The 18,070-nt window shown below is 60.0% G+C and carries 21 protein-coding genes; 8 read left to right on the top strand and 13 right to left on the bottom strand.

The features are described from left to right. Nucleotides 1-128: 128 nt before the first annotated feature. Together LOY37_RS18395 and queF are read left to right on the top strand one after the other, a co-directional pair. Nucleotides 129-620: a cupredoxin family protein gene (locus LOY37_RS18395; protein ID WP_258715475.1), complete on the top strand. Its 492-nt coding sequence runs from the start codon at nt 129-131 to the stop codon at nt 618-620. Between the two features lie 68 nt (nt 621-688). Then, nucleotides 689-1,519 (top strand): NADPH-dependent 7-cyano-7-deazaguanine reductase QueF, encoded by an 831-nt coding sequence (gene queF / locus LOY37_RS18390; RefSeq protein WP_258715474.1) that lies wholly within the window; start codon nt 689-691, stop codon nt 1,517-1,519. Nucleotides 1,520-1,563: 44 nt separating this feature from the next. On the opposite strand, the gene LOY37_RS18385 is transcribed toward queF, so the two are convergent. Both LOY37_RS18385 and LOY37_RS18380 read right to left on the bottom strand, forming a co-directional pair. After that, a complete protein-coding gene (locus tag LOY37_RS18385; protein ID WP_045194866.1) occupies nt 1,564-1,827 on the bottom strand; it encodes a DUF4404 family protein in 264 nt (87 codons plus the stop codon). 124 nt (nt 1,828-1,951) lie between these two features. Continuing rightward, complete coding sequence (locus tag LOY37_RS18380; RefSeq protein WP_045194865.1) at nt 1,952-2,512, bottom strand: hypothetical protein; 561 nt, start codon at nt 2,510-2,512, stop codon at nt 1,952-1,954. A gap of 190 nt (nt 2,513-2,702) precedes the next feature. Here LOY37_RS18380 and LOY37_RS18375 point away from each other — a divergent pair, with 190 nt between their 5' ends. Next, nucleotides 2,703-3,404: a VacJ family lipoprotein gene (locus tag LOY37_RS18375; protein ID WP_045194864.1), complete on the top strand. Its 702-nt coding sequence runs from the start codon at nt 2,703-2,705 to the stop codon at nt 3,402-3,404. A gap of 53 nt (nt 3,405-3,457) precedes the next feature. On the opposite strand, the gene LOY37_RS18370 is transcribed toward LOY37_RS18375, so the two are convergent. Further along, nucleotides 3,458-3,757: a PilZ domain-containing protein gene (locus LOY37_RS18370; protein ID WP_258715473.1), complete on the bottom strand. Its 300-nt coding sequence runs from the start codon at nt 3,755-3,757 to the stop codon at nt 3,458-3,460. Between the two features lie 262 nt (nt 3,758-4,019). On the opposite strand from LOY37_RS18370, the gene rssB reads away from it, so the two are divergent. Both rssB and rssC read left to right on the top strand, forming a co-directional pair. Further along, a complete protein-coding gene (rssB, locus tag LOY37_RS18365) occupies nt 4,020-5,204 on the top strand; it encodes a two-component system response regulator RssB (RefSeq protein WP_045194857.1) in 1,185 nt (394 codons plus the stop codon). After that, the gene (gene rssC, locus LOY37_RS18360; protein WP_038994382.1) at nt 5,201-5,683 is read left to right on the top strand and encodes an anti-sigma factor antagonist RssC; all 483 of its coding nucleotides are present in this window, start codon (nt 5,201-5,203) and stop codon (nt 5,681-5,683) included. The genes rssB and rssC overlap by 4 nt, the downstream gene beginning before the upstream one ends. Before the next feature lie 40 nt (nt 5,684-5,723). On the opposite strand, the gene LOY37_RS18355 is transcribed toward rssC, so the two are convergent. Further along, the gene (locus LOY37_RS18355) at nt 5,724-7,619 is read right to left on the bottom strand and encodes an alkaline phosphatase D family protein (RefSeq protein ID WP_258715472.1); all 1,896 of its coding nucleotides are present in this window, start codon (nt 7,617-7,619) and stop codon (nt 5,724-5,726) included. A 268-nt stretch (nt 7,620-7,887) separates the two neighbouring features. Between LOY37_RS18355 and LOY37_RS18350 the strand changes: the two genes are divergently transcribed. Beyond that, entirely contained in the window at nt 7,888-8,817 is a 930-nt protein-coding gene (locus tag LOY37_RS18350) for a transposase (RefSeq protein WP_258715096.1), read from the top strand. Between the two features lie 128 nt (nt 8,818-8,945). Here LOY37_RS18350 and tal read toward each other — a convergent pair whose 3' ends face one another. Together tal and dusA are read right to left on the bottom strand one after the other, a co-directional pair. After that, the gene (tal, locus tag LOY37_RS18345) at nt 8,946-9,869 is read right to left on the bottom strand and encodes a transaldolase (RefSeq protein ID WP_258715471.1); all 924 of its coding nucleotides are present in this window, start codon (nt 9,867-9,869) and stop codon (nt 8,946-8,948) included. 125 nt (nt 9,870-9,994) lie between these two features. Then, nucleotides 9,995-11,005, bottom strand: a complete 1,011-nt coding sequence (gene dusA, locus LOY37_RS18340; protein WP_258715470.1) for a tRNA dihydrouridine(20/20a) synthase DusA — start codon at nt 11,003-11,005, stop codon at nt 9,995-9,997. Nucleotides 11,006-11,108: 103 nt separating this feature from the next. On the opposite strand from dusA, the gene LOY37_RS18335 reads away from it, so the two are divergent. Next, nucleotides 11,109-12,233: a tyrosine-type recombinase/integrase gene (locus tag LOY37_RS18335; protein WP_213603663.1), complete on the top strand. Its 1,125-nt coding sequence runs from the start codon at nt 11,109-11,111 to the stop codon at nt 12,231-12,233. 1 nt (nt 12,234) lies between these two features. On the opposite strand, the gene LOY37_RS18330 is transcribed toward LOY37_RS18335, so the two are convergent. The 7 genes from LOY37_RS18330 to LOY37_RS18300 all read right to left on the bottom strand — a co-directional run bounded on the left by LOY37_RS18330 (nt 12,235) and on the right by LOY37_RS18300 (nt 17,720). Continuing rightward, a complete protein-coding gene (locus LOY37_RS18330) occupies nt 12,235-12,510 on the bottom strand; it encodes a pyocin activator PrtN family protein (protein ID WP_213603664.1) in 276 nt (91 codons plus the stop codon). After that, nucleotides 12,507-12,974, bottom strand: coding sequence for a hypothetical protein (locus LOY37_RS18325; protein ID WP_213603666.1), 468 nt, complete (start codon nt 12,972-12,974; stop codon nt 12,507-12,509). The genes LOY37_RS18330 and LOY37_RS18325 overlap by 4 nt, the downstream gene beginning before the upstream one ends. A 667-nt stretch (nt 12,975-13,641) precedes the next feature. Continuing rightward, nucleotides 13,642-15,471, bottom strand: a complete 1,830-nt coding sequence (locus LOY37_RS18320) for a DNA cytosine methyltransferase (protein WP_213603668.1) — start codon at nt 15,469-15,471, stop codon at nt 13,642-13,644. Beyond that, nucleotides 15,468-15,965 (bottom strand): hypothetical protein, encoded by a 498-nt coding sequence (locus tag LOY37_RS18315; protein ID WP_213603671.1) that lies wholly within the window; start codon nt 15,963-15,965, stop codon nt 15,468-15,470. Before LOY37_RS18315 ends, LOY37_RS18320 begins: the two co-directional genes overlap by 4 nt. A gap of 93 nt (nt 15,966-16,058) precedes the next feature. Next, nucleotides 16,059-16,298, bottom strand: coding sequence for a pyocin activator PrtN family protein (locus LOY37_RS18310; RefSeq protein WP_213603673.1), 240 nt, complete (start codon nt 16,296-16,298; stop codon nt 16,059-16,061). Next, nucleotides 16,291-16,803, bottom strand: coding sequence for a hypothetical protein (locus tag LOY37_RS18305; RefSeq protein WP_213603675.1), 513 nt, complete (start codon nt 16,801-16,803; stop codon nt 16,291-16,293). The genes LOY37_RS18310 and LOY37_RS18305 overlap by 8 nt, the downstream gene beginning before the upstream one ends. A gap of 257 nt (nt 16,804-17,060) precedes the next feature. After that, nucleotides 17,061-17,720 carry a LexA family transcriptional regulator gene (locus tag LOY37_RS18300; protein WP_213603677.1) on the bottom strand — a complete coding sequence of 220 codons (660 nt, stop codon included), beginning with the start codon at nt 17,718-17,720 and terminating at the stop codon, nt 17,061-17,063. Nucleotides 17,721-17,817: 97 nt separating this feature from the next. Between LOY37_RS18300 and LOY37_RS18295 the strand changes: the two genes are divergently transcribed. Continuing rightward, entirely contained in the window at nt 17,818-18,012 is a 195-nt protein-coding gene (locus LOY37_RS18295) for a helix-turn-helix domain-containing protein (RefSeq protein WP_213603680.1), read from the top strand. The last annotated feature ends 58 nt before the right edge of the window (nt 18,013-18,070 follow it).

The raw sequence follows: 18,070 nt of genomic DNA, 5'->3' as shown, positions 1-18,070 counted from the left end.
AGGGTTATACCGCGGCGGGCGTGGCGGGTGGCCAAGCTGACAAAGTTGTAATGTTTTTGTCAGGTGACTGCCAGCGGCGATTTTCTACAGTGAAGCCTGAACCGTCGCAACCCTGGAGTGGGCTTGAAATGAAACACCTTTTTATCGTCGGCGCACTGGCGCTGTTCAGCCTTCCAGCCTTGGCGTCGCCCGCGCATTCCTACACCTTCGGCCAGCCTGCGCCTGCGAGCAAGGCCACCCGCAGCGTCGAGGTGGTGATGGGCGACATGTACTACGCGCCTCGCAGCCTTGAGGTCAAGGCCGGGGAGACCGTGCGCTTCGTGCTGGTGAACAAGGGCGCGGTAGTCCATGAGTTCAGCCTCGGCGATGCTGTGATGCACGCCAGGCACCAGAAAGAAATGCTCGCCATGCAGGGTCAGATGGACCATTCGGCCATGGGCCACGGCAACATGAATCACGCCAGCATGCAGCATGACGATCCGAACACGGTGATGGTCGAACCTGGCAAAAGCGCCGAGCTGACCTGGACCTTCAGCCAGTCGACGCCAATCGAGTTCGCCTGCAACGTGCCCGGTCATTATCAAGCGGGCATGGTCGGCAAGCTGACCATCGGCCAATAACAGCCGATTGCCCAAAGCATGGCCTAAAACCGATAAACTAGGCGCATTTGCTCCTACAGGTTTTAGCCATGCATCCTGCCGCCGAACATTCTCCGCTGGGTAAATCCAGCGAATACGTTTCCACCTACACACCCTCGCTGCTGTTCCCGATCCCGCGGGCGGCAAAATGGGCCGAGCTGGGCGTTAGCGCCGAGACCCTGCCATGGCAGGGCGTCGATTTCTGGAACTGCTTCGAGCTGTCCTGGTTGCTGGCGTCGGGTAAGCCGGTGGTGGCAATCGGTGAGTTCGCCATCCCGGCCGACTCGCCGAACATCATCGAGTCGAAGTCGTTCAAGCTGTACCTCAACTCGCTGAACCAGACCGTGTTCGAATCGCCCGCTGCCCTGCAGGCATGCCTGGTCAAGGACCTCTCGGCTGCCGCCGGCAAGCCGGTGGGCGTGCAGGTCCGCAGCCTGGCCGAGGTCGAAGGGCAGGGCGTGGTCGGCTTGCCGGGCGTGTGCATCGATGAGCTGGATGTCAGCATCAGCAACTACGAGCAACCGCAGCCGGAGTTGCTGCGTTGCGACAGCGACAACATTGTTGAAGAAACCCTGCACAGCCATTTGCTCAAGTCCAACTGCCCGGTCACCGGCCAGCCGGACTGGGGCAGTGTCACCGTGCACTACCGTGGCGCGGCGCTGGAGCATGCCAGCCTGCTGACCTACCTGATCAGCTTCCGCCAGCATGCCGACTTCCATGAGCAGTGCGTCGAGCGCATCTACCTTGACCTCAAGCGCCTGCTCAACCCCGAACACCTGACGGTTTATGCCCGTTACGTGCGCCGCGGCGGCCTGGACATCAACCCGTACCGCAGTACTTCCCAGGTGACCCTGGAGAACCTGCGACTGGTTCGCCAGTAACGAAAAGCCCCGTTCGATGACGGGGCTTTTTTATTCCGGCGGGCTTAGATGCCCATGCTTTGCAGGCTCTGAACGATATTGCGCAAGGTGGCGGTCAGGCCCGGGTGCTCGACTTCAAAGCGCTCCACGGCGAGGTTGACGCCATCGACCAGGTTGTTGTCCTTGGTCGCGGCTTCCAGCTTGATCTCGGCCTCGATCTTCTCCATCAGCTCATGCAGGTGTTGGCGCTCTTCTTCTGAAAGCGGCGGGTTCTGCTCCAGTTGCTCGCGCAGCTCAGTGAGTTGCTTTTGCAGTTCTTGGGCAGGCATGGGTGTTCTCCCTCTATGAATAGGCACAGTCATGGACCCCGTTAGCGGGTGAAAGGTCCATGCCCTGTCTACTAGAGTAATCCACCGGCTGGCGCTTTGCATGACCCTGATCAAAGGTGCTGTTTCAGGGTTTTTCACCTTTGCGCCGGCGCTGGCCGATGTCTGCCAGGCAGTCGGCCAGGGCTTCGAGGTGGTCGATCACCGAGTGCACGCCCAGGGCAAACAACTGCAAGGTGGCCTGGCCACGCTGGCGTTCCTGCTCTTTGGGGCCAAGGGCTTGCCACTGGCTGCTGGGCCCGCAGGCGGCCAGGCCGATGGTCCACAACCCGGCGTTGAGGCCCGACTGCAGCAGGCGTGGTTCGCCACTGACCAGCACGCAACCGTCGAGTTTGCCCGCCCTGAGGCTCATCAGTGCCTGCCAGCAGGCATCCGGTGCCGGCCAGGGGGTCTTGCAGGCCGGGAAGGCATTGAGCCAGGCCGGCAAGGGGCTGGCCATTTGTTTGCCGTCTGCAGCCGGCAGCTCATCGAGCCAGGCACAGGGAACCTTTTGCTGATACAGCCAGTCAAGGGTGGGCAGCGCGCCCGGAGTGGGGCAGGGTGCCTGGGCATCAGAGCCCGGGTTCACTTCGACAAGGCAGCCGCGCAAGCCGAACAGCAGGGCAGTAATGGCGGGGGAGTCTGGCATGGCAACGTCCCTGAAATACTTTGCAGGCTACGCTTGGGTTGTTACTTTTTGGTGACGCTGCCGATACACAGTTGTTCACATTTTTGCGACGTTGTTTATGCCAAGCTGCTTAACGGCAGCAGAGCCTTTATACTTGCTTCATTTTTTGGCGTAGGACGCGCGGCGTCTGCCTAGTTCGAGGAGTAACACTATGCGTAGGATCGGCCTGATCGATCGGATGACCCGGGCTTGTGTCTGTGCCGGCCTACTGTTGGCGCCTGTCGTCGCGGCCCAGGCGGCCACTGAAGAAGATCCCTGGGAAAGCATCAACCGGCCGATCTTCCGCTTCAACGACACGCTCGACACCTACGCGCTCAAGCCGCTGGCACAGGGGTACCAGGCGGTCACTCCGCAGTTCCTCGAAGACGGCATCCACAACATGTTCCGCAACCTGGGCGACGTCACCAACCTGGCCAACAACGTGCTGCAGCTCAAGCCGCACGCCGCCGGGGTTGATACTGCGCGGCTGATCGTCAACACCACCTTCGGTATTGGCGGGTTCTTCGATGTCGGCACCAAGATGGGCCTGCAGCGCAATGACGAAGACTTTGGCCAGACCCTCGGCTACTGGGGCGTGAGCAGCGGCCCGTACGTAATGCTGCCGTTGCTCGGCCCGAGCACCGTGCGCGATGCCATCGGCAAGTACCCGGACACCTACACCGAACCCTACCGCTACATCGACCACGTGCCGACCCGCAACACCGCCGCCGCCGTCGATGTGGTCGACACCCGCGCGAGCCTGCTGTCGGCTGAAAAGCTGATCAATGGCGACAAATACATCTTCATTCGCAATGCATACCTGCAAAATCGCGAATTCAAGGTCAAGGATGGCGCCGTCGTCGACGACTTCTGATCCGAGCGGGTAAACAAAAGGCGACCTTCAGGTCGCCTTTTTTGTGTCTGCAATTATTTCATACTGAGGATGCGCAGGCCGAGTTTCTGCTTGCCCTCTGGCTGGTCGGCAATCCACACCACCTCTGTGCTCGCTTCCAGGCCCTTGAGTGCCGGATGGTCGGAGTCGATACGCACCTCGAGTTGATCGCCAACCGTGAACGGCTGCGGCGCCTGGACCTGCATGCCACTGCTGGAGAGGTCGAGGCAGACGGCGGCGATGACCTGCCCCTGGTGGATCAGGCTTATATCTGCTTCCACCCGCATGCGAATGAAATCGCGCTTCTCGCTGTAGTCCATGGGCACTGAGCTCATCTCGGCATCCTTTCATTGCGTTGCGGTTGGAGGGGTTTTTATAACTCCCGGTGCTTTCGGCTGTAAAGAGCATCGGCGACCATCGGTGTGCCCTTGAAACGCCCGGCGGATGGGAGTACCGTCTGCGCCTTACAAGGCACCTCTGCTATTTGCCGGACAGGTTTTGATGTCCTACAACTCATAGAAGAGTAGCTCGAAGTGAATCCAGTACGTGGGCCGATGCTCACCTACGCCCAACCTATTCCTGGCGCCGTTTGCCCACATGCAGAAAACCAGTGCAACGCTGCTGATAATCGATGACGACGACGTCGTACGTGCGAGTCTTGCCGCCTACCTGGAAGACAGCGGTTTCAGCGTCCTGCAGGCAGCCAATGGCCAGCAGGGCCTGCAGGTCTTCGAACAGGAACATCCTGATCTGGTGATCTGCGATCTGCGCATGCCGCAAATGGGCGGCCTGGAGCTGATTCGCCAGGTAACCGAGCGCGCGCCGGAACTGCCGGTGATCGTGGTATCGGGCGCAGGGGTGATGAACGACGCCGTAGAGGCCCTGCGCCTGGGCGCGGCCGACTACCTGATCAAGCCCCTCGAAGACCTCGCGGTGCTCGAGCATTCGGTACGCCGGGCCCTGGACCGTGCGCGCCTGGTGCTGGAAAACCAGCGCTACCGGGAAAAGCTCGAAACCGCCAACCGCGAGCTTGAGGCCAGCCTGCACCTGCTGCAGGAAGACCAGACCGCCGGGCGTCAGGTGCAGATGAACATGCTGCCGGAAAGCCCCTGGGTGGCCGACGACCTGTCGTTCGAGCACCAGATCATTCCGTCGCTGTACCTGTCGGGCGACTTTGCCGACTATTTCCGTGTCGATGATCGGCGAATTGCCTTTTACCTGGCAGACGTTTCCGGGCATGGCGCGTCTTCGGCCTTCGTCACCGTGCTGCTGAAGTTCATGACCACGCGCCTGCTGTTCGAATTCAAGCGCGGCGGCAACTTGCGTGACTTCAAGCCGTCGGAAGTACTCGGACACATCAACCGCGGCCTGATCAACTGCAAGCTGGGCAAGCATGTGACCATGGTCGGCGGCGTGATCGACGAAGACACCGGTATCATGACCTACAGCATCGGTGGTCACCTGCCGTTGCCAGTGCTGTACACCCCGGGCCAGAGCCGTTATCTGGAGGGCCGCGGATTGCCGGTCGGCTTGTTCGAGGAGGCTACCTACCAGGACCACGTCCTGGAGTTGCCGCCGCAGTTCAGCCTGACCCTGCTGTCTGATGGCATTCTGGACCTTTTGCCCGGTGACACACTCAAAGATAAAGAGGCGGCCCTGCCTGAAATCATCAAGGCCGCAGGCGGTAGTCTGGATGGGCTGCGCCAACGATTCGGATTAGCTACGCTTGGGGAGATGCCGGATGATATCGCCCTATTGGTGTTGAGCAGGAACCTTCAATGAGTACGGGTAGAATCCAGTTCGCCGAGCAGAATGGCACCTTCGTGCTGAAGTTTGTCGGTGAAGTGCGCCTGACCTTGTGTTCGGCGCTGGATGCGACGATTGAAAAGATCTTCACGGCGCTGAATTTCTCGGCGATCGTCATCGATCTGACAGAAACCCACAGCATCGACAGCACCACCCTGGGCTTGCTGGCCAAGCTCTCGATCCTGTCGCGGCAAAAGGTCGGGCTGTTGCCCACGGTGGTCACCACCCACGCCGACATCACCCGCCTGCTGCAGTCGATGGGTTTCGACCAGGTGTTCAACATCGTTGACCGGCCGATCCCGTGCCCGGAATGCCTGACCGACCTGCCGTCGCAGGATCAGAACGAAGACGTGGTGCGCTCCAAGGTGCTTGAGGCGCACAAGATCCTCATGGGCCTGAACGATTCCAACCGCGAAGCCTTCCACGACCTGGTCAACGCCCTCGAGCGCACCTGATCGTCGAACGGGCGCCGTTCTGGCGCCGGTCAAAAATCACTTAACAGTCAGCTTCGCGCGGTGGAAACTCGGTCGCCGCGCTGCCATCGGCGTTGAGCTGGAAAATCCGCGCCGGCTGCCCCTGTTCATTGAAAAACACCTGGCCCAGGCCCGCGCTGTTCCACAGCCGCTCGCCGGCCTTGCTGTGCGCGGGTGTGCGCGGCATCACCTGCATCTGCCGGCGCTTGGTAAACCAGTTGAGCGGTGAGCGTGGCGAGTACAGCCAGCGGTTGAGGCGGTCGAAGGTGTCCAGCAGGCGCTTGGGGAACTGGTTCTTGATGCCGCTGCTGGTGATCTGCCACAGGTGCGGGGCGCGCTGGCGGTGGCGGATCAGCACCTCATAGACGAACGAGTAGTGCACGTCACCGGAGAGAATCACGTAGTGCCCCGGTGTGCGCGAGTGGCGGAAGATGTTCAGGATCACCTGCGCCGCGCCGCGATGGGCCATCCAGTTCTCGGCATCGACCAATAGCGGATAACCCAGCCAGCTGAATACCCGCTGCACGCTCTCGATCAGCTTGACGCCGAAGATCGGCGCCGGCGAGACGATGATCGCCGAAGGATGGTCGAGCAGCGCCTGCTGCAGCTCGCTTAAGGCTTCCCAGTCGAGCAGGCCCGAGGGTTTGTTGAAGTTGCTTTCACTGCGCCAGCGCCGGGTGCGGGTATCGAGCACCAGCAGCGCCGGGCTGCTGGGCAGGACGAACTGCCAGCCCTGAAAGCGCAGTACTTCGTTGATCAGCGCATCCTGCAGCGGCGTGTCGAGGTAGTCATCGGCGTCGGCACTGTGGCTGAAGGCCTGGCAATGCTCCAGTAGCCCGGTAAAGGCATCCGGGTTGTTGCCCCAGCCCTGGCACAGCATATAGCCGAGCAGGGCGTTGCCGATGATGCGCTTGGAGAACGGGTGGCCGTAGGCGGTTTCTTCCCATTGCGCCGACAGGTTCCAGTCATCGGTGATGTCGTGGTCATCGAAAATCATCAGGCTCGGCAAATGCGCCAATACCCGCGCCACCCCGCCCAGGCCGCTGGCAAAGCCGTCGATCAGTTGCTGTTCCTGGCGGTAGCGGGCCTGGCGCTCGGCATTGAGGCCGGGCGGCATCTGCACGTCGATCAGGCCCCAGGGCAGCGGGGACCAGACCAGCAGGTACATGGCCATGACTTCGGCGAAGGTCACCAGGTGGTTGTCGGCGTTGCTGCTGGTGAAGATCGGCTTGCGTGTGCCACCGAAAAAGCGCTCGCGCAGGGTTTCGTTGCTCTCGAGCGCCGGCAGCAGGTCGGCGCGGTGGTAATAGCTGGCCGGGTGCTGGTAGAGCGCGGCGCTGTCATCGACCACCGCGCCTTGCAGGTGCTCGCCAAACAGCCCCAGGCGCTCGATCAGCGCATGTATGGCGCGCAGCATGGGCCCGGCGACATCGTCGGCATACACCTGGTCACCGCTCATCATCAGCAGGGCCGGGCGCTGCAATGGCGTGGGGTGTTCCAGCAACAGGCGGTCGGCGCACAGCAGGCCGTCGGCCGCCGGGTGGTGGGGTTTGCGGCACGAGCCGTGGAGCAGGTGCTCCAGGTGTGAACGCAGGACGAAATTCGGCCGTTGCGCGCCGGGGTAAAGCAGGTGCGGGGCGTACTCGGCGATACCCTGGTTGTTGACGATCAGGTCGTAGTCGATCTGATCGTCACATGGCAGCGGGCTGTCGAGGCTGATGTCGAGCAGGTGGACAAACGCCTGGCGGCCAATCGGCACAACCGTGCAGTGGATGTCGGCGCTAACGCCTGCGCAGCTCAGTTGCAGCTCAGCTTGCAGCGGCTTGGAAGCTACCAGCCAGAACACGATGCGCGTGGGTTCGAGGCGGCGCAGTAAAGGTCCGGCCAGTACTGCGGGTAATTCGGAAGATTCAGACATCAACATCTCTGAAAGCAAAGTCGAAAGCATCGCGGGTCAAGTCGAGTCGTCGCACCGCCGCTTGTGTCTTGAGGTTGGAATAGAATCAGAAGTGAGAGCGGTGAATGGCAAGCTGTACGCCGGTAGTGCTTAAAGCACGTGTGGGAGCAAAGCTGCCATTCACCTCTCCACTCTGGCCCGAGCCCGAACAGTTGATTGAGCGCCTCTCGAATCACAAGCGTGGGCCAAGCCAGAGCGCTCTCACAACTGAGTGTAAGAGGGTTCAGCCATGTTGTCTTCTGTTGGAATCGACACTGCCAAAGCCACGTTGGAAATCTGCATCAAACCTCAGAAAATCCGCTTCGAAGTAATCAATGAGCGCCCAGGCTTTGATGTGCTGATCGGGCGACTGAAGGACTTCAAGATCAGCAGAGTGTTGATTGAAGCGACCGGCGGCTACGAGAAAGACGTGCTGATTGCATTGCGCTCGGCCGGTTTCGAAACCATCTGCATCAACCCAGCCCGTGCCCGGAAATTCGCCGAGGCGATGGGTAAAAAAGCCAAAACCGATAAGATCGACGCCGAGGTCCTTGCGGACTTCGCTGCACACCTCAGCGCTCCTCAAGACCAACTAATCAGCCCGGAACGCGAAGAGCTGCGCGAGTTGGTGAAGCAGCGCGCCCAATTTGTGCAGAGCCGTGATGACTACAAACGGCGCCGCCTGCAATGCCGCTCGGCAATGGTGATGGCTCACTTTGATGAGCACATAGAGCAGCTGAAAGTGCTGATCAAACGCCTTGACGAAGAAATTGACCAGGCGATGGTGCAACTGGACGACACCAGGGCGCGTCAGTTGTTGGCGGTGAGCGGAATTGGTCGGGTAACCGCCGCAAATCTGCTCGCCTCACTGCCAGAGCTGGGGCAATTGGACCGCCGTCAGATCGCCGCGCTAGTGGGCGTAGCGCCTTACAACAACGATAGCGGTAGCCATCAAGGGCACCGCCAGATATGGGGTGGCCGGGCGCATGTAAGGCGAGTCCTGTACATGTCGAGCTGGATCATCATCCGTCACAACACGGAATTTAAAGCACGCTACGAAGCACTTCGGGAGCGTGGCAAGTGCGCCAAAGTCGCCCTCGTAGCCTGTATGCGGGTGCTGATCGTCAGGCTGAATGCAATGCTGCGGGACAATACCCCTTGGCGAGTGCAAACAGCCTGATCAAGACAGTTGCTCCCACTTGCTGGGTGGGAGCGGCGGTGCGACGACTCGACTTGACCCGCGATGAGGCCCTGAAGGCCGATAGGATGCTCTACGCTGCACCCCTCACTGGCAAACCCAGATTTGTATCAGGCCTTTGCCAACAACGCCCCAAGCTTCTCCTGATCCCGGGCAAACTGGCGAATCCCCTCGGCCAGTTTCTCGGTGGCCATGGCATCTTCGTTCGACGCCCAGCGGAACTGGCTCTCCGTCAACTGCTGGCGCGCCTCGCCGGTTTTGCCAGGCTTGAGGATGCGCGGCAGCTCGCCCTGATCATCGCTCAACTGCTGCAGCAGCTCGGGGCTGATGGTCAGGCGGTCACAGCCGGCCAGTTGCTCGATCTGGCCGATATTGCGAAAGCTCGCGCCCATGACCACGGTCTTGTAGTCATTGGTCTTGTAGTAATCGTAGATGCGCGTCACCGACTGCACGCCCGGGTCTTCGGCGCCGACGTAGTCCTTGCCGGTGGACTTCTTGTACCAGTCGTAGATGCGCCCCACGAACGGCGAAATCAAGAACACCCCGGCGTCGGCGCAAGCCTGGGCCTGGGCGAAGGAGAACAGCAGGGTCAGGTTGGTCTGGATGCCTTCCTTTTCCAGAACCTCGGCGGCGCGGATGCCTTCCCAGGTCGAGGCCAGTTTGATCAGCACCCGGTCACGGCCGATACCGGCCTGGTCGTACAGCTCGATCAACTGCCGGGCCTTGGCCAGCAGCGCCGGTTGGTCGAAGGACAGGCGGGCGTCGACCTCAGTGGAGATACGCCCCGGAATCACCTTGAGAATGCCGGCGCCAACGGCCACGGCAAAGGCGTCACAGGCGAGGCCGACATCGCCCTTGCTGTGCGCGACCGATTGCTGGAGCAGCTCGGCATAGCCAGGCATGGCCGCGGCCTTGAGCAGCAGCGAAGGGTTGGTGGTGGCATCGACCGGTTTCAAGCGGCTGATGGCATCAATATCACCGGTGTCGGCAACCACAGTGGTGAACTGCTTGAGTTGTTCCAGCTTGGAAGTCATGGGCGTGCTCTGTCCTGTGCAATGGATCGACATTACCCGAGCGCTGCCAGCCGCTCAAGGGCTGGCTGGCAGGCGGGGCGAAGGGGATAAGCCTTCGAGTGCCAAAGCGCGCACAGGTTCCGGGGTTAACGCCCCTGCAGCAGCTCGCCGGCCTGGTCGAGCAGGGCCAGTGGGTCCTTGCTCTTGTGGATATCCACCGACAGCAACTGGCGGAACTTGCGCGCCCCCGGGAAGCTCTGGCCAAGGCCGAGAATATGCCGGGTGATGTGATGCATGGCGCCGCCGCAAGCCAAATGCGCAGCAATATACGGGCGCAACTTGGCCAGCGCCTCGCTGCGGCTGATCACCGGCGCGCTGCTGCCGAACAACTGCTGGTCAACTTCGGCCAACAGATACGGATTGTGATAAGCCTCGCGCCCGAGCATCACCCCGTCGAAAACCTTCAAGTGCTCCTGGCACTCGGCCAGGGTCTTGATCCCGCCGTTGAGCACCAGCTCAAGGTCCGGGAAGTCGGCCTTCAACTGCGCGGCGACGTCATACCGCAGCGGCGGAATCTCACGGTTCTCCTTCGGCGACAAGCCTTCAAGAATCGCAATGCGCGCATGCACGGTAAAACTGCGGCAACCGGCATCACGCACCTGACCGACGAAATCACACAGCTCGGCGTAGCTATCGCGGCCATTGATACCGATGCGGTGCTTGACCGTCACCGGAATCTGCACCGCATCCTGCATTGCCTTCACGCAATCGCCGACCAGCGCCGGATGGCCCATCAGGCAGGCGCCGATCATATTGTTCTGCACCCGATCGCTTGGGCAGCCGACGTTGAGGTTGACCTCGTCATAGCCTGCGGCCTCGGCCAGCTTGGCACAGGCGGCCAGATCAGCCGGCACACTGCCGCCCAACTGCAGCGCCAGCGGATGCTCGGCCTCGCTATGACGCAGAAAACGCTCGGCATCACCGTGCAGCAAGGCGCCGGTGGTAACCATTTCGGTGTAGAGCAGGGCGTTGCTGGACAGCAGGCGCAGGAAGAACCGGCAGTGGCGGTCGGTCCAATCCATCATAGGCGCAACGCTGAACCGGCGGGGCGGCTCAGGGCGCGGGTTTACTGGGGTTGAGGCGGATTCTAGGGGCATTTTCGGTTACGTATTTTGTACCATTTTTGGACGTTTTAAGGCGTTTTTTGTACCTCGGTGGTACGATGTACCACCGACAATCTCCTTTGTACCACCGGAATCTATGGCAACGATCAGAGCACGAAAAAAGGCCGACGGAACGGTCAGCTACACCGTCCAGATCCGTCTTAAAAACAAGGGTGTCCTAGTCTACCAAGAGTGCCAGACATTCGCCCGCAAGCAGGCTGCCCAGGCGTGGGCAAAGCGACGAGAGACAGAGCTAGCTGAACCTGGTGCGATCGAGCGAGCAAACCGCAAGGGGCACACCGTTCGGGAAATGATTGACCGCTACCTGGTCGAAGGCGCCAAGGTCCGGCCGCTTGGGAAAACCAAGAAGGCTACGTTGCTCGCCATTGCTGCGAGCCACTTCGGAGAGGTAGTGGACTCTGCTATCAACAGCCAGATCCTGGTTGATTACGCTTTGTGGCGCATGAGCCCTGAAGGTGGCGCTGTACAGCCGCAGACGGCTGGCAACGATCTCGCACACCTCGGATCGGTGCTATCGGTGGCTCGGCCTGCTTGGGGGTATGAGGTGGAACCTCACGCCATGAGTGATGCCCGTACCGTGTTGAAGAAGCTCGGGTACAACATGAAAAGCCGTGAGCGTGATCGTCGGCCGGCGATGGTTGAGCTGGACAGGCTGCTTGAGCACTTCTTCGAGATGCAGAAGCGTCGGCCATCGTCTATCAACATGCCAAAGGTGCTTGCCTTCGCCCTGTTCTCGACGCGTCGTCAGGAGGAGATCACGCGAATCCGCTGGGCTGATCTGGATGAAGAGCGGCAGGCAGTGAAGGTTCGGGACATGAAGAACCCGGGGCAGAAGATCGGTAACGATGTCTGGTGCCATTTGCCGGATGAGGCCTGGGCGATTGTCCACAGCATGCCTCGGGAGTGCGATGAGATATTCCCTTACAACAGTGATTCAATCTCGGCCGCATGGACCAGGGCTTGCCAGTTCCTAGAGATCGAGGACCTGCACTTCCACGACTTGCGGCATGAGGGGGTCAGTCGCTTGTTTGAGATGGACTGGGATATTCCGCGAGTGGCGAGTGTTTCGGGTCATAGGGACTGGAACTCACTACGCCGTTATACGCATCTGCGGGGGCGGGGTGATAATTACCGCGATTGGAAGTGGTTAGAGCAAATAAAGAAGGCGCCCGTAGAGTTGGGCGCCCGGATCAAGGCGTAAGTCAGCTGGCTTTCTTGTATCCGTTGAGCTGTGCGCATTCCTTTAATGCGGCTTCTCGTTGTTGGTCCAGATAGAGCGCCAAGTCGGCGATATGAATCCCTTTGGCGCTCTTCTGGCTGGACTCAAGTCGAGTGATGGGGATTTTGATCTGACCAGCCAAGACTTTACGCTCTAACATCTTTACAGTTAGGTGTGTGAAGTAATCGTTGCACACCTGCTCCAGAGGGATGACAGCAAGCCCGTTGTATTGCGCCATCAGTACGAAGGACGTATTCATAAATACCCCCTCTCTAAGGTGTCCTGTCGGTACGCTTCAATTAGTGCCTCACGAACATGCGTGTATTCGCCGGTCTCTGACTCGGTGTGTGGGAATCTTATTTCAGTTGTTTCGGGGTCGCTCCATATAGTGCCTCTCTGATCAAGCCATTCAATAAGTTGACTATCAGAAATACACTTATCCAGATGCATGCCAGGATGGATGTCGTGGTCGGGCGTGCCGCCCTCCGCTTTCGCCAAAGTGTGCTCGACCGTCACATCGGCGGTGGAGTGGCCAGCATGATCGTTGACGAGCTCGGGCTTACAGCCCTCGGCTTCTAGGCGGTGGCGCTCGATCTCTGTGATGAGTTCCAGAACAACCGCTGGCGGTACCGCCATGCCGTAGTCGTTCAGTACCAAACAGTCATACTGATCACGCTTGGCCGCCTCGGCTAGAGTCTTCAGTTTCAGGATGTCGACGCTCATGCCTTGCTCTCCTGCTTGATGATGAACCCAGCCGCTTGGCGGGCCTTTGAGCATTTGTCGTGGCCGCCTGGGCGAGTACGAGACTTGCCGCACACGTCGCAGATCGCCGACATCGCTGGGCGAAGCAGGGACTGCATGCCCCCGGGCGTTCTGGTCTCAGGTTGATAGCTGATAGTCGTATTCACAGTGAATACCTCTCATGAGCGCGGCGGGCTGCAGGGCTCAGCACTAGAGCGGTGGCAGCGTCGGCATTGATAACAGTCGGTAACATGCCTTTAGAGGCGAGCGCACAGGGCACTACCTGGTATAGGGCAGTGAGTGCGGCAACCAGCCCCACTGTCAGTACCACGCTGATGAACTGCCAGATGCGTTCTGGTTTAGGCATTGCGGCGGGCCTCGATCTGCATAAGGACCAGAGCGCGGGCATATGCAAACAGTTGGTCCGCTGATACGGGCTCTATGCGCTGCTCCCCGTTCTGCAGGGCTTCCAGGCGAGTGCGGTAAAGCCCGGCCGGGCCGAGCCACGCGACGGCGTTGTGTTCGGCGTCCGACACTGGACAGTCGTGGTTTTTGGGGCGGGGGCCTTGGTGGTCTCGACCACATTTTCTGCAGTGATGCAGGCCGCCGTCGTAACCTTCGGATGTGTACCAATTGTGGCTATGTGTGCTCATGCGGCCTCCTGCTGGTACAGGTCGATCAGGTCTTTCGCATTGGCGGCGATCAGGTCTTCAGCCTCATCGGGGCAAACACTGTTGCCGATCAGGCGTATCTGGTCAGTGTTCTTGATGGGGCGCCATTCCAGATGGCCAGTTTCTGCGTTCTCGAACAGGCCGCGATCGAGGATGTAGTCAGGGCTGAATCCCTGAGCGAGCTTCAGTTCGGGGGCTTTGAGCATGCGCAGGGTGAAATCGACTAGGGCGTGCTCGCCCAGCAGTATCACGTCGACCGGCTCAGGGAAGTGCTCCGGCAGGTACTTGTGCAGGAAACGGGCGCACTTGTGGGCCTTCTCCATCAACTCGGGAGGTAGGATCGCGGCGGGCACCTGAACTACGGTGACCAATGCCATGCGTTCTTTGGTAGGCAAGGTGTGCATCGGTTCGTACATGCCTTGCCATTGGCCGCCTGTGCCGTAGTACTTCACCAGGTACGCAGAGGCCAGGCGTTGATTGGTGCCGCGCCCAAGAATCGTGCTCAGTGGCGCCTTGGCTGCTCGGCCATCACCCTTGTAGAACCCGCCGTTCGCCTGTTCGAAGTGGCAGGCTACGACCGCGTGGTGGCCGCTGCTGGTGGTAAGGGCATTAACGGGCTGGCCCATGCCGTTGCCGATGGAGCCTTTACGCAGGGTGATCATGGAGGCGGTGACCAAAGCCTGCTCGCCTCGGTTAGCGCCGGTGATCGTGCGGGTTGCCTCGGTAATTGGGTAACCCGAGCGGTCCCCGTGATGGGTCAGGTGGGTGAGGTGTGCTGCGGCCAGAGCGAAGTGGCCGCCCTTGATCTGCGCAACCTGAGTACGCAGCGGCTCGGCGGCACTGAACGTTCGTTGAGTGCTCGCGTTAGCGAACTCAGTGAGACTCGCCGCTGCCAGCTGTTGCTCGTCCAGCTGGAGCACGAAGGGCTGCTCAGCCATGACGGTATGGCGCCAGAAGCCCTTGGCTACGCGGCGGCAGGTGTTGTCCACCAGCGGGCGCTTTCGGGTGAACAGGCTTTTGCCCAGGTCAGTGAAGTCAATGCACTCGGCGGCGGTTCGCCACGGCAGTTGACCCGACTTGGGATTCTCGTGTCGTTTCGGTTTCGTCCACACGATGGGACGGCCATCGGTGCGGCCGATGAGGAACAGACGCTTACGGATGGTGGGTGATCCTGCGTTCGAGGCGCGGCGCTCACGCCACTGCACGTCGCAGCCCAGTCCGCGCACTAAGGCATCCATTGGCACCCACTGGCCGATGCAGTCGATGATCTCGTCCATGTCCGGGTGATCGGCTGCGAGGCCGGTAGTGAGGCAGGCGACAAACGCCTTGAAAGTACGGCCCATTTCCGACTTGATCGGCTTGCCCTGGTCGTCCAATGGGCCCCAGGCCTGGAACTCTTCAACGTTTTCCATCAGGAAAAGGCGTGGGCGGGTCACGTAGACCCAGCGAACCACGACCCAAGGCAGCGAGCGCACGCTCTTACTGCGTGGGGCGCCGCCTTTCGCCTTGCTGAAATGGCGGCAGTCTGGCGATGCCCACAGGATGCCGACAGGTTGACCGCCGGTCGCCTGCAGTGGGTCGACCTCGTAGATGTCGCTGATGTAGTGGCGGGTGTTGCGATGGTTCGCTCGGTGAACTGCGATAGCGATTGGGTTGTGGTTAATGGCCACGTCGGGATCGCGGTAGGCGCGGGCCCCGCCGCTGCTGGCCCCGCCGGCGCCGGCGAACAGATCCACATAAAGCTCGCGCTGGAAGGGCAGGGCGTGCTGCTGTGCTCCCGCCAAACTGATCTGTTGGGCGATAGTCATGCCGCTTCCCCCGTGTCTGTTGGCTTGGCGGGGGTGATACGCAACTGGGCATGTACGCGGGCGGCGAGCTCTTCGATGTAGCGTTGCTGGTCATTAGCGTGCTGGGTCTGAGGGTCGACGTGCAGGGCCTTCCAGGTGCGGCCGGCCAGCTTCAAAGTGTTGGCGGTTTTGGTCAGCAGGTCGTGGTCAGCCCTGGTCACCGGCATGTCGGTGTAGGACATGATCCGGTCTTCAAGCTCTTTGACCCTGCCCTGGAGAGCGGCTTTGATGGTGAGGTGCTTTCGTTGTTCGGCTTCAAGCTGGATGGCGAGCTCGTCTCGCTCGATGCGTATCGACGCGATCCGCTGAGAGTTGATTGCGTCGCGGGTTTCAAGCCCTGCCGCTCTTCCGCTGTCGAATGCGCGAGTCCGGGCTTTTGCGAAAAGGAAAGGCAGGAATGCCAGGGTGAACAGCCAAAGGGCTGCGAGGGCCAGGATGTAGTGTTGCTGTTGCATGTGTTGTGCTCCAGGTGTTGCTCGGCACCAAGCCGTGAAGCCGTGGTGAGGTTCGATGCCGAGCAAGGTGTCCCAACAGGCCGGGACCGCCGTTTACGCCGTTTGCTTCGATTGGGAGTCGAGGAAGTCAGCAAGGTCGTGCAGGTAGACCACGGTTTGCGCTCGTGCCGAGTTATGCACCTTGCTGAGCTTGAGTTTGACCCGGTTGGTCTTGATCAACTCGCGCAGCCGGCGGTCTGTCTTTATGTGCGGGAAGTAGTGCTCTCGCACCGCTGATAGCGTTGGGCAAGGCGTGGTGAACTGCTTGCGCAGCTGGGCCAGCGTGTCAGTCATGGGTGCTCCCCGCCCCCTCTTGGGTGGGCCGGAGCTTGACGCGTACGGATTCTGCAAGATGGTTCTTACATCTGCCGGTGACAGCCGCACAGATTTCGCCTTGTACGTTGGTCACAACGACCCCGAAGGGGCGCTCCGAGTTGGTAGTCGGGGTGATGTAGGCGATCTGATCCCCTTCAAGCACGCCGTTCACGCTGTCGAGTGCTTCCATAAGAGCAAACGCCTGCTGCGACAGTTGCCCAGACTCAGTCCGGCCATTCGCCAGGTCTTGCATAAAGTCCCGCAAGGCGATGTATTTCGCCGAGTCGCCGCGTTGCAGTGTGAGAGAGCCGGTGAGAGGGCCGAAGGTAACTTTCAGCCGATGAGTGCGGTCATCGTTCTCAACGTCGATTCGAGCGTCAATGGACGTCTCAGGTCGGCGCATGGGGCAGGTGGTTGTGCCGCCATTTTCCAGAACGTGCTGAAGCAGCATGACTCGCTTGAGGGGGAGAATGTACTCGCTCATGCGGCACCTCCAGCGGGGATGGCGCGAACGATTCCTGTCGGAGAGACAATCAGTTGGAGCCCGGTGCGACGCTGGAAAGCGTCCACGATAGCAGGGCGAGTGCAGGTGGTTGGATGCAAGTAGACCTTGCATTCACTAGCGATATGTATGGGTTGCATGTCTGGACCTCAGTGGTGAGAGGGGGGTGCGGTCCAGACAATACTCAAACGAATTTATCAGGTCAATACATATTCGTATTGATCGGTTAGGAGGTTTGGTTAGAAAATCTCCACTTTCGAAATCACCACGCCGCAGATCAGTGCGCTATCAGGTAACTCAATGATTGGGTCGGGCCAGGAGGGATTGAGTGGCTTGAGAAATTGGCGCGTTCCCTCGCAGACGATCTGCTTGAAGGTCGCTTCCCGGCTGTCGGGTAGCTTGGCTATAACAAGTGACCCGTTCTCGTAGTCTTTAGCTGGATCTACAAAGATTATGTCGCCATCCCTGAATGACCGCCGCTCATGGGGGTTGAACATCGAAAGCCCCCTTACTCGTAGCGCGAAGGTACCGCTACTGTGGGATACGGCGCAGGGAAGCCACGTCTCCACATCTTGCAGCTCGAGCACGTCCTGCATCTCGCACCACGCCCCGGCCTGGACCCATGAAATCAGAGGGACAAAGCCGCGAACGCGAGGACCTGGCTCGATGTTGGAGTTAGGTCCAACAGTCATGTCAGGAGCTTCGCCTCCTTTCCAGAGCCACTCGCTGGTAACCCCCAGGGCTTTTGCAAGCTTCTCGACATTCGATTGGCGAGGGCTAGCGGATGTCCCTGTCAGGATCCTGTGGATGGTGGGTTGAGGTACGCCTGAACGCCTACCTAGTTCCCCTTCCGACCAGCCTAGTTCCTGCATTCGCTGGGCTATGCGTTTTCCAATCACGGCTATTGCTCGATTCGTTTGCGTATCGGAATTGTATTGCTCTGGTTAATTCGTTTGGGTATTATCCGCTCAATTCGATAACGCATCGGTGGGTGCAATGACCATTCAAGAGATGCTTCAAAAACTGATTGAGTTGGGATTCTCCCAGCGGGCAATTGCTGAGCGGGTGGGGGTTACCCAGCCGACTATCTATCGCGCAACGAAGGGGGCGGCAGTCCGCTATGAGGTGGGCAAGGCTGTTGAGCAGTTCTACGAAGAGCAAATCAAGATCGCAAATAAGCCCCAAAAGTAAGGAGTGCTGAGCTGGGCCTCTCACCACAAGAACCTCCCAGCTCAGCGTTGACGATGTA

This window comes from Pseudomonas sp. B21-012 (assembly GCF_024749305.1).
GTDB lineage: Bacteria > Pseudomonadota > Gammaproteobacteria > Pseudomonadales > Pseudomonadaceae > Aquipseudomonas.
Note: the sequence above shows the minus strand (reverse complement) of the source record. Positions and strands in the feature narration are given on the sequence as shown.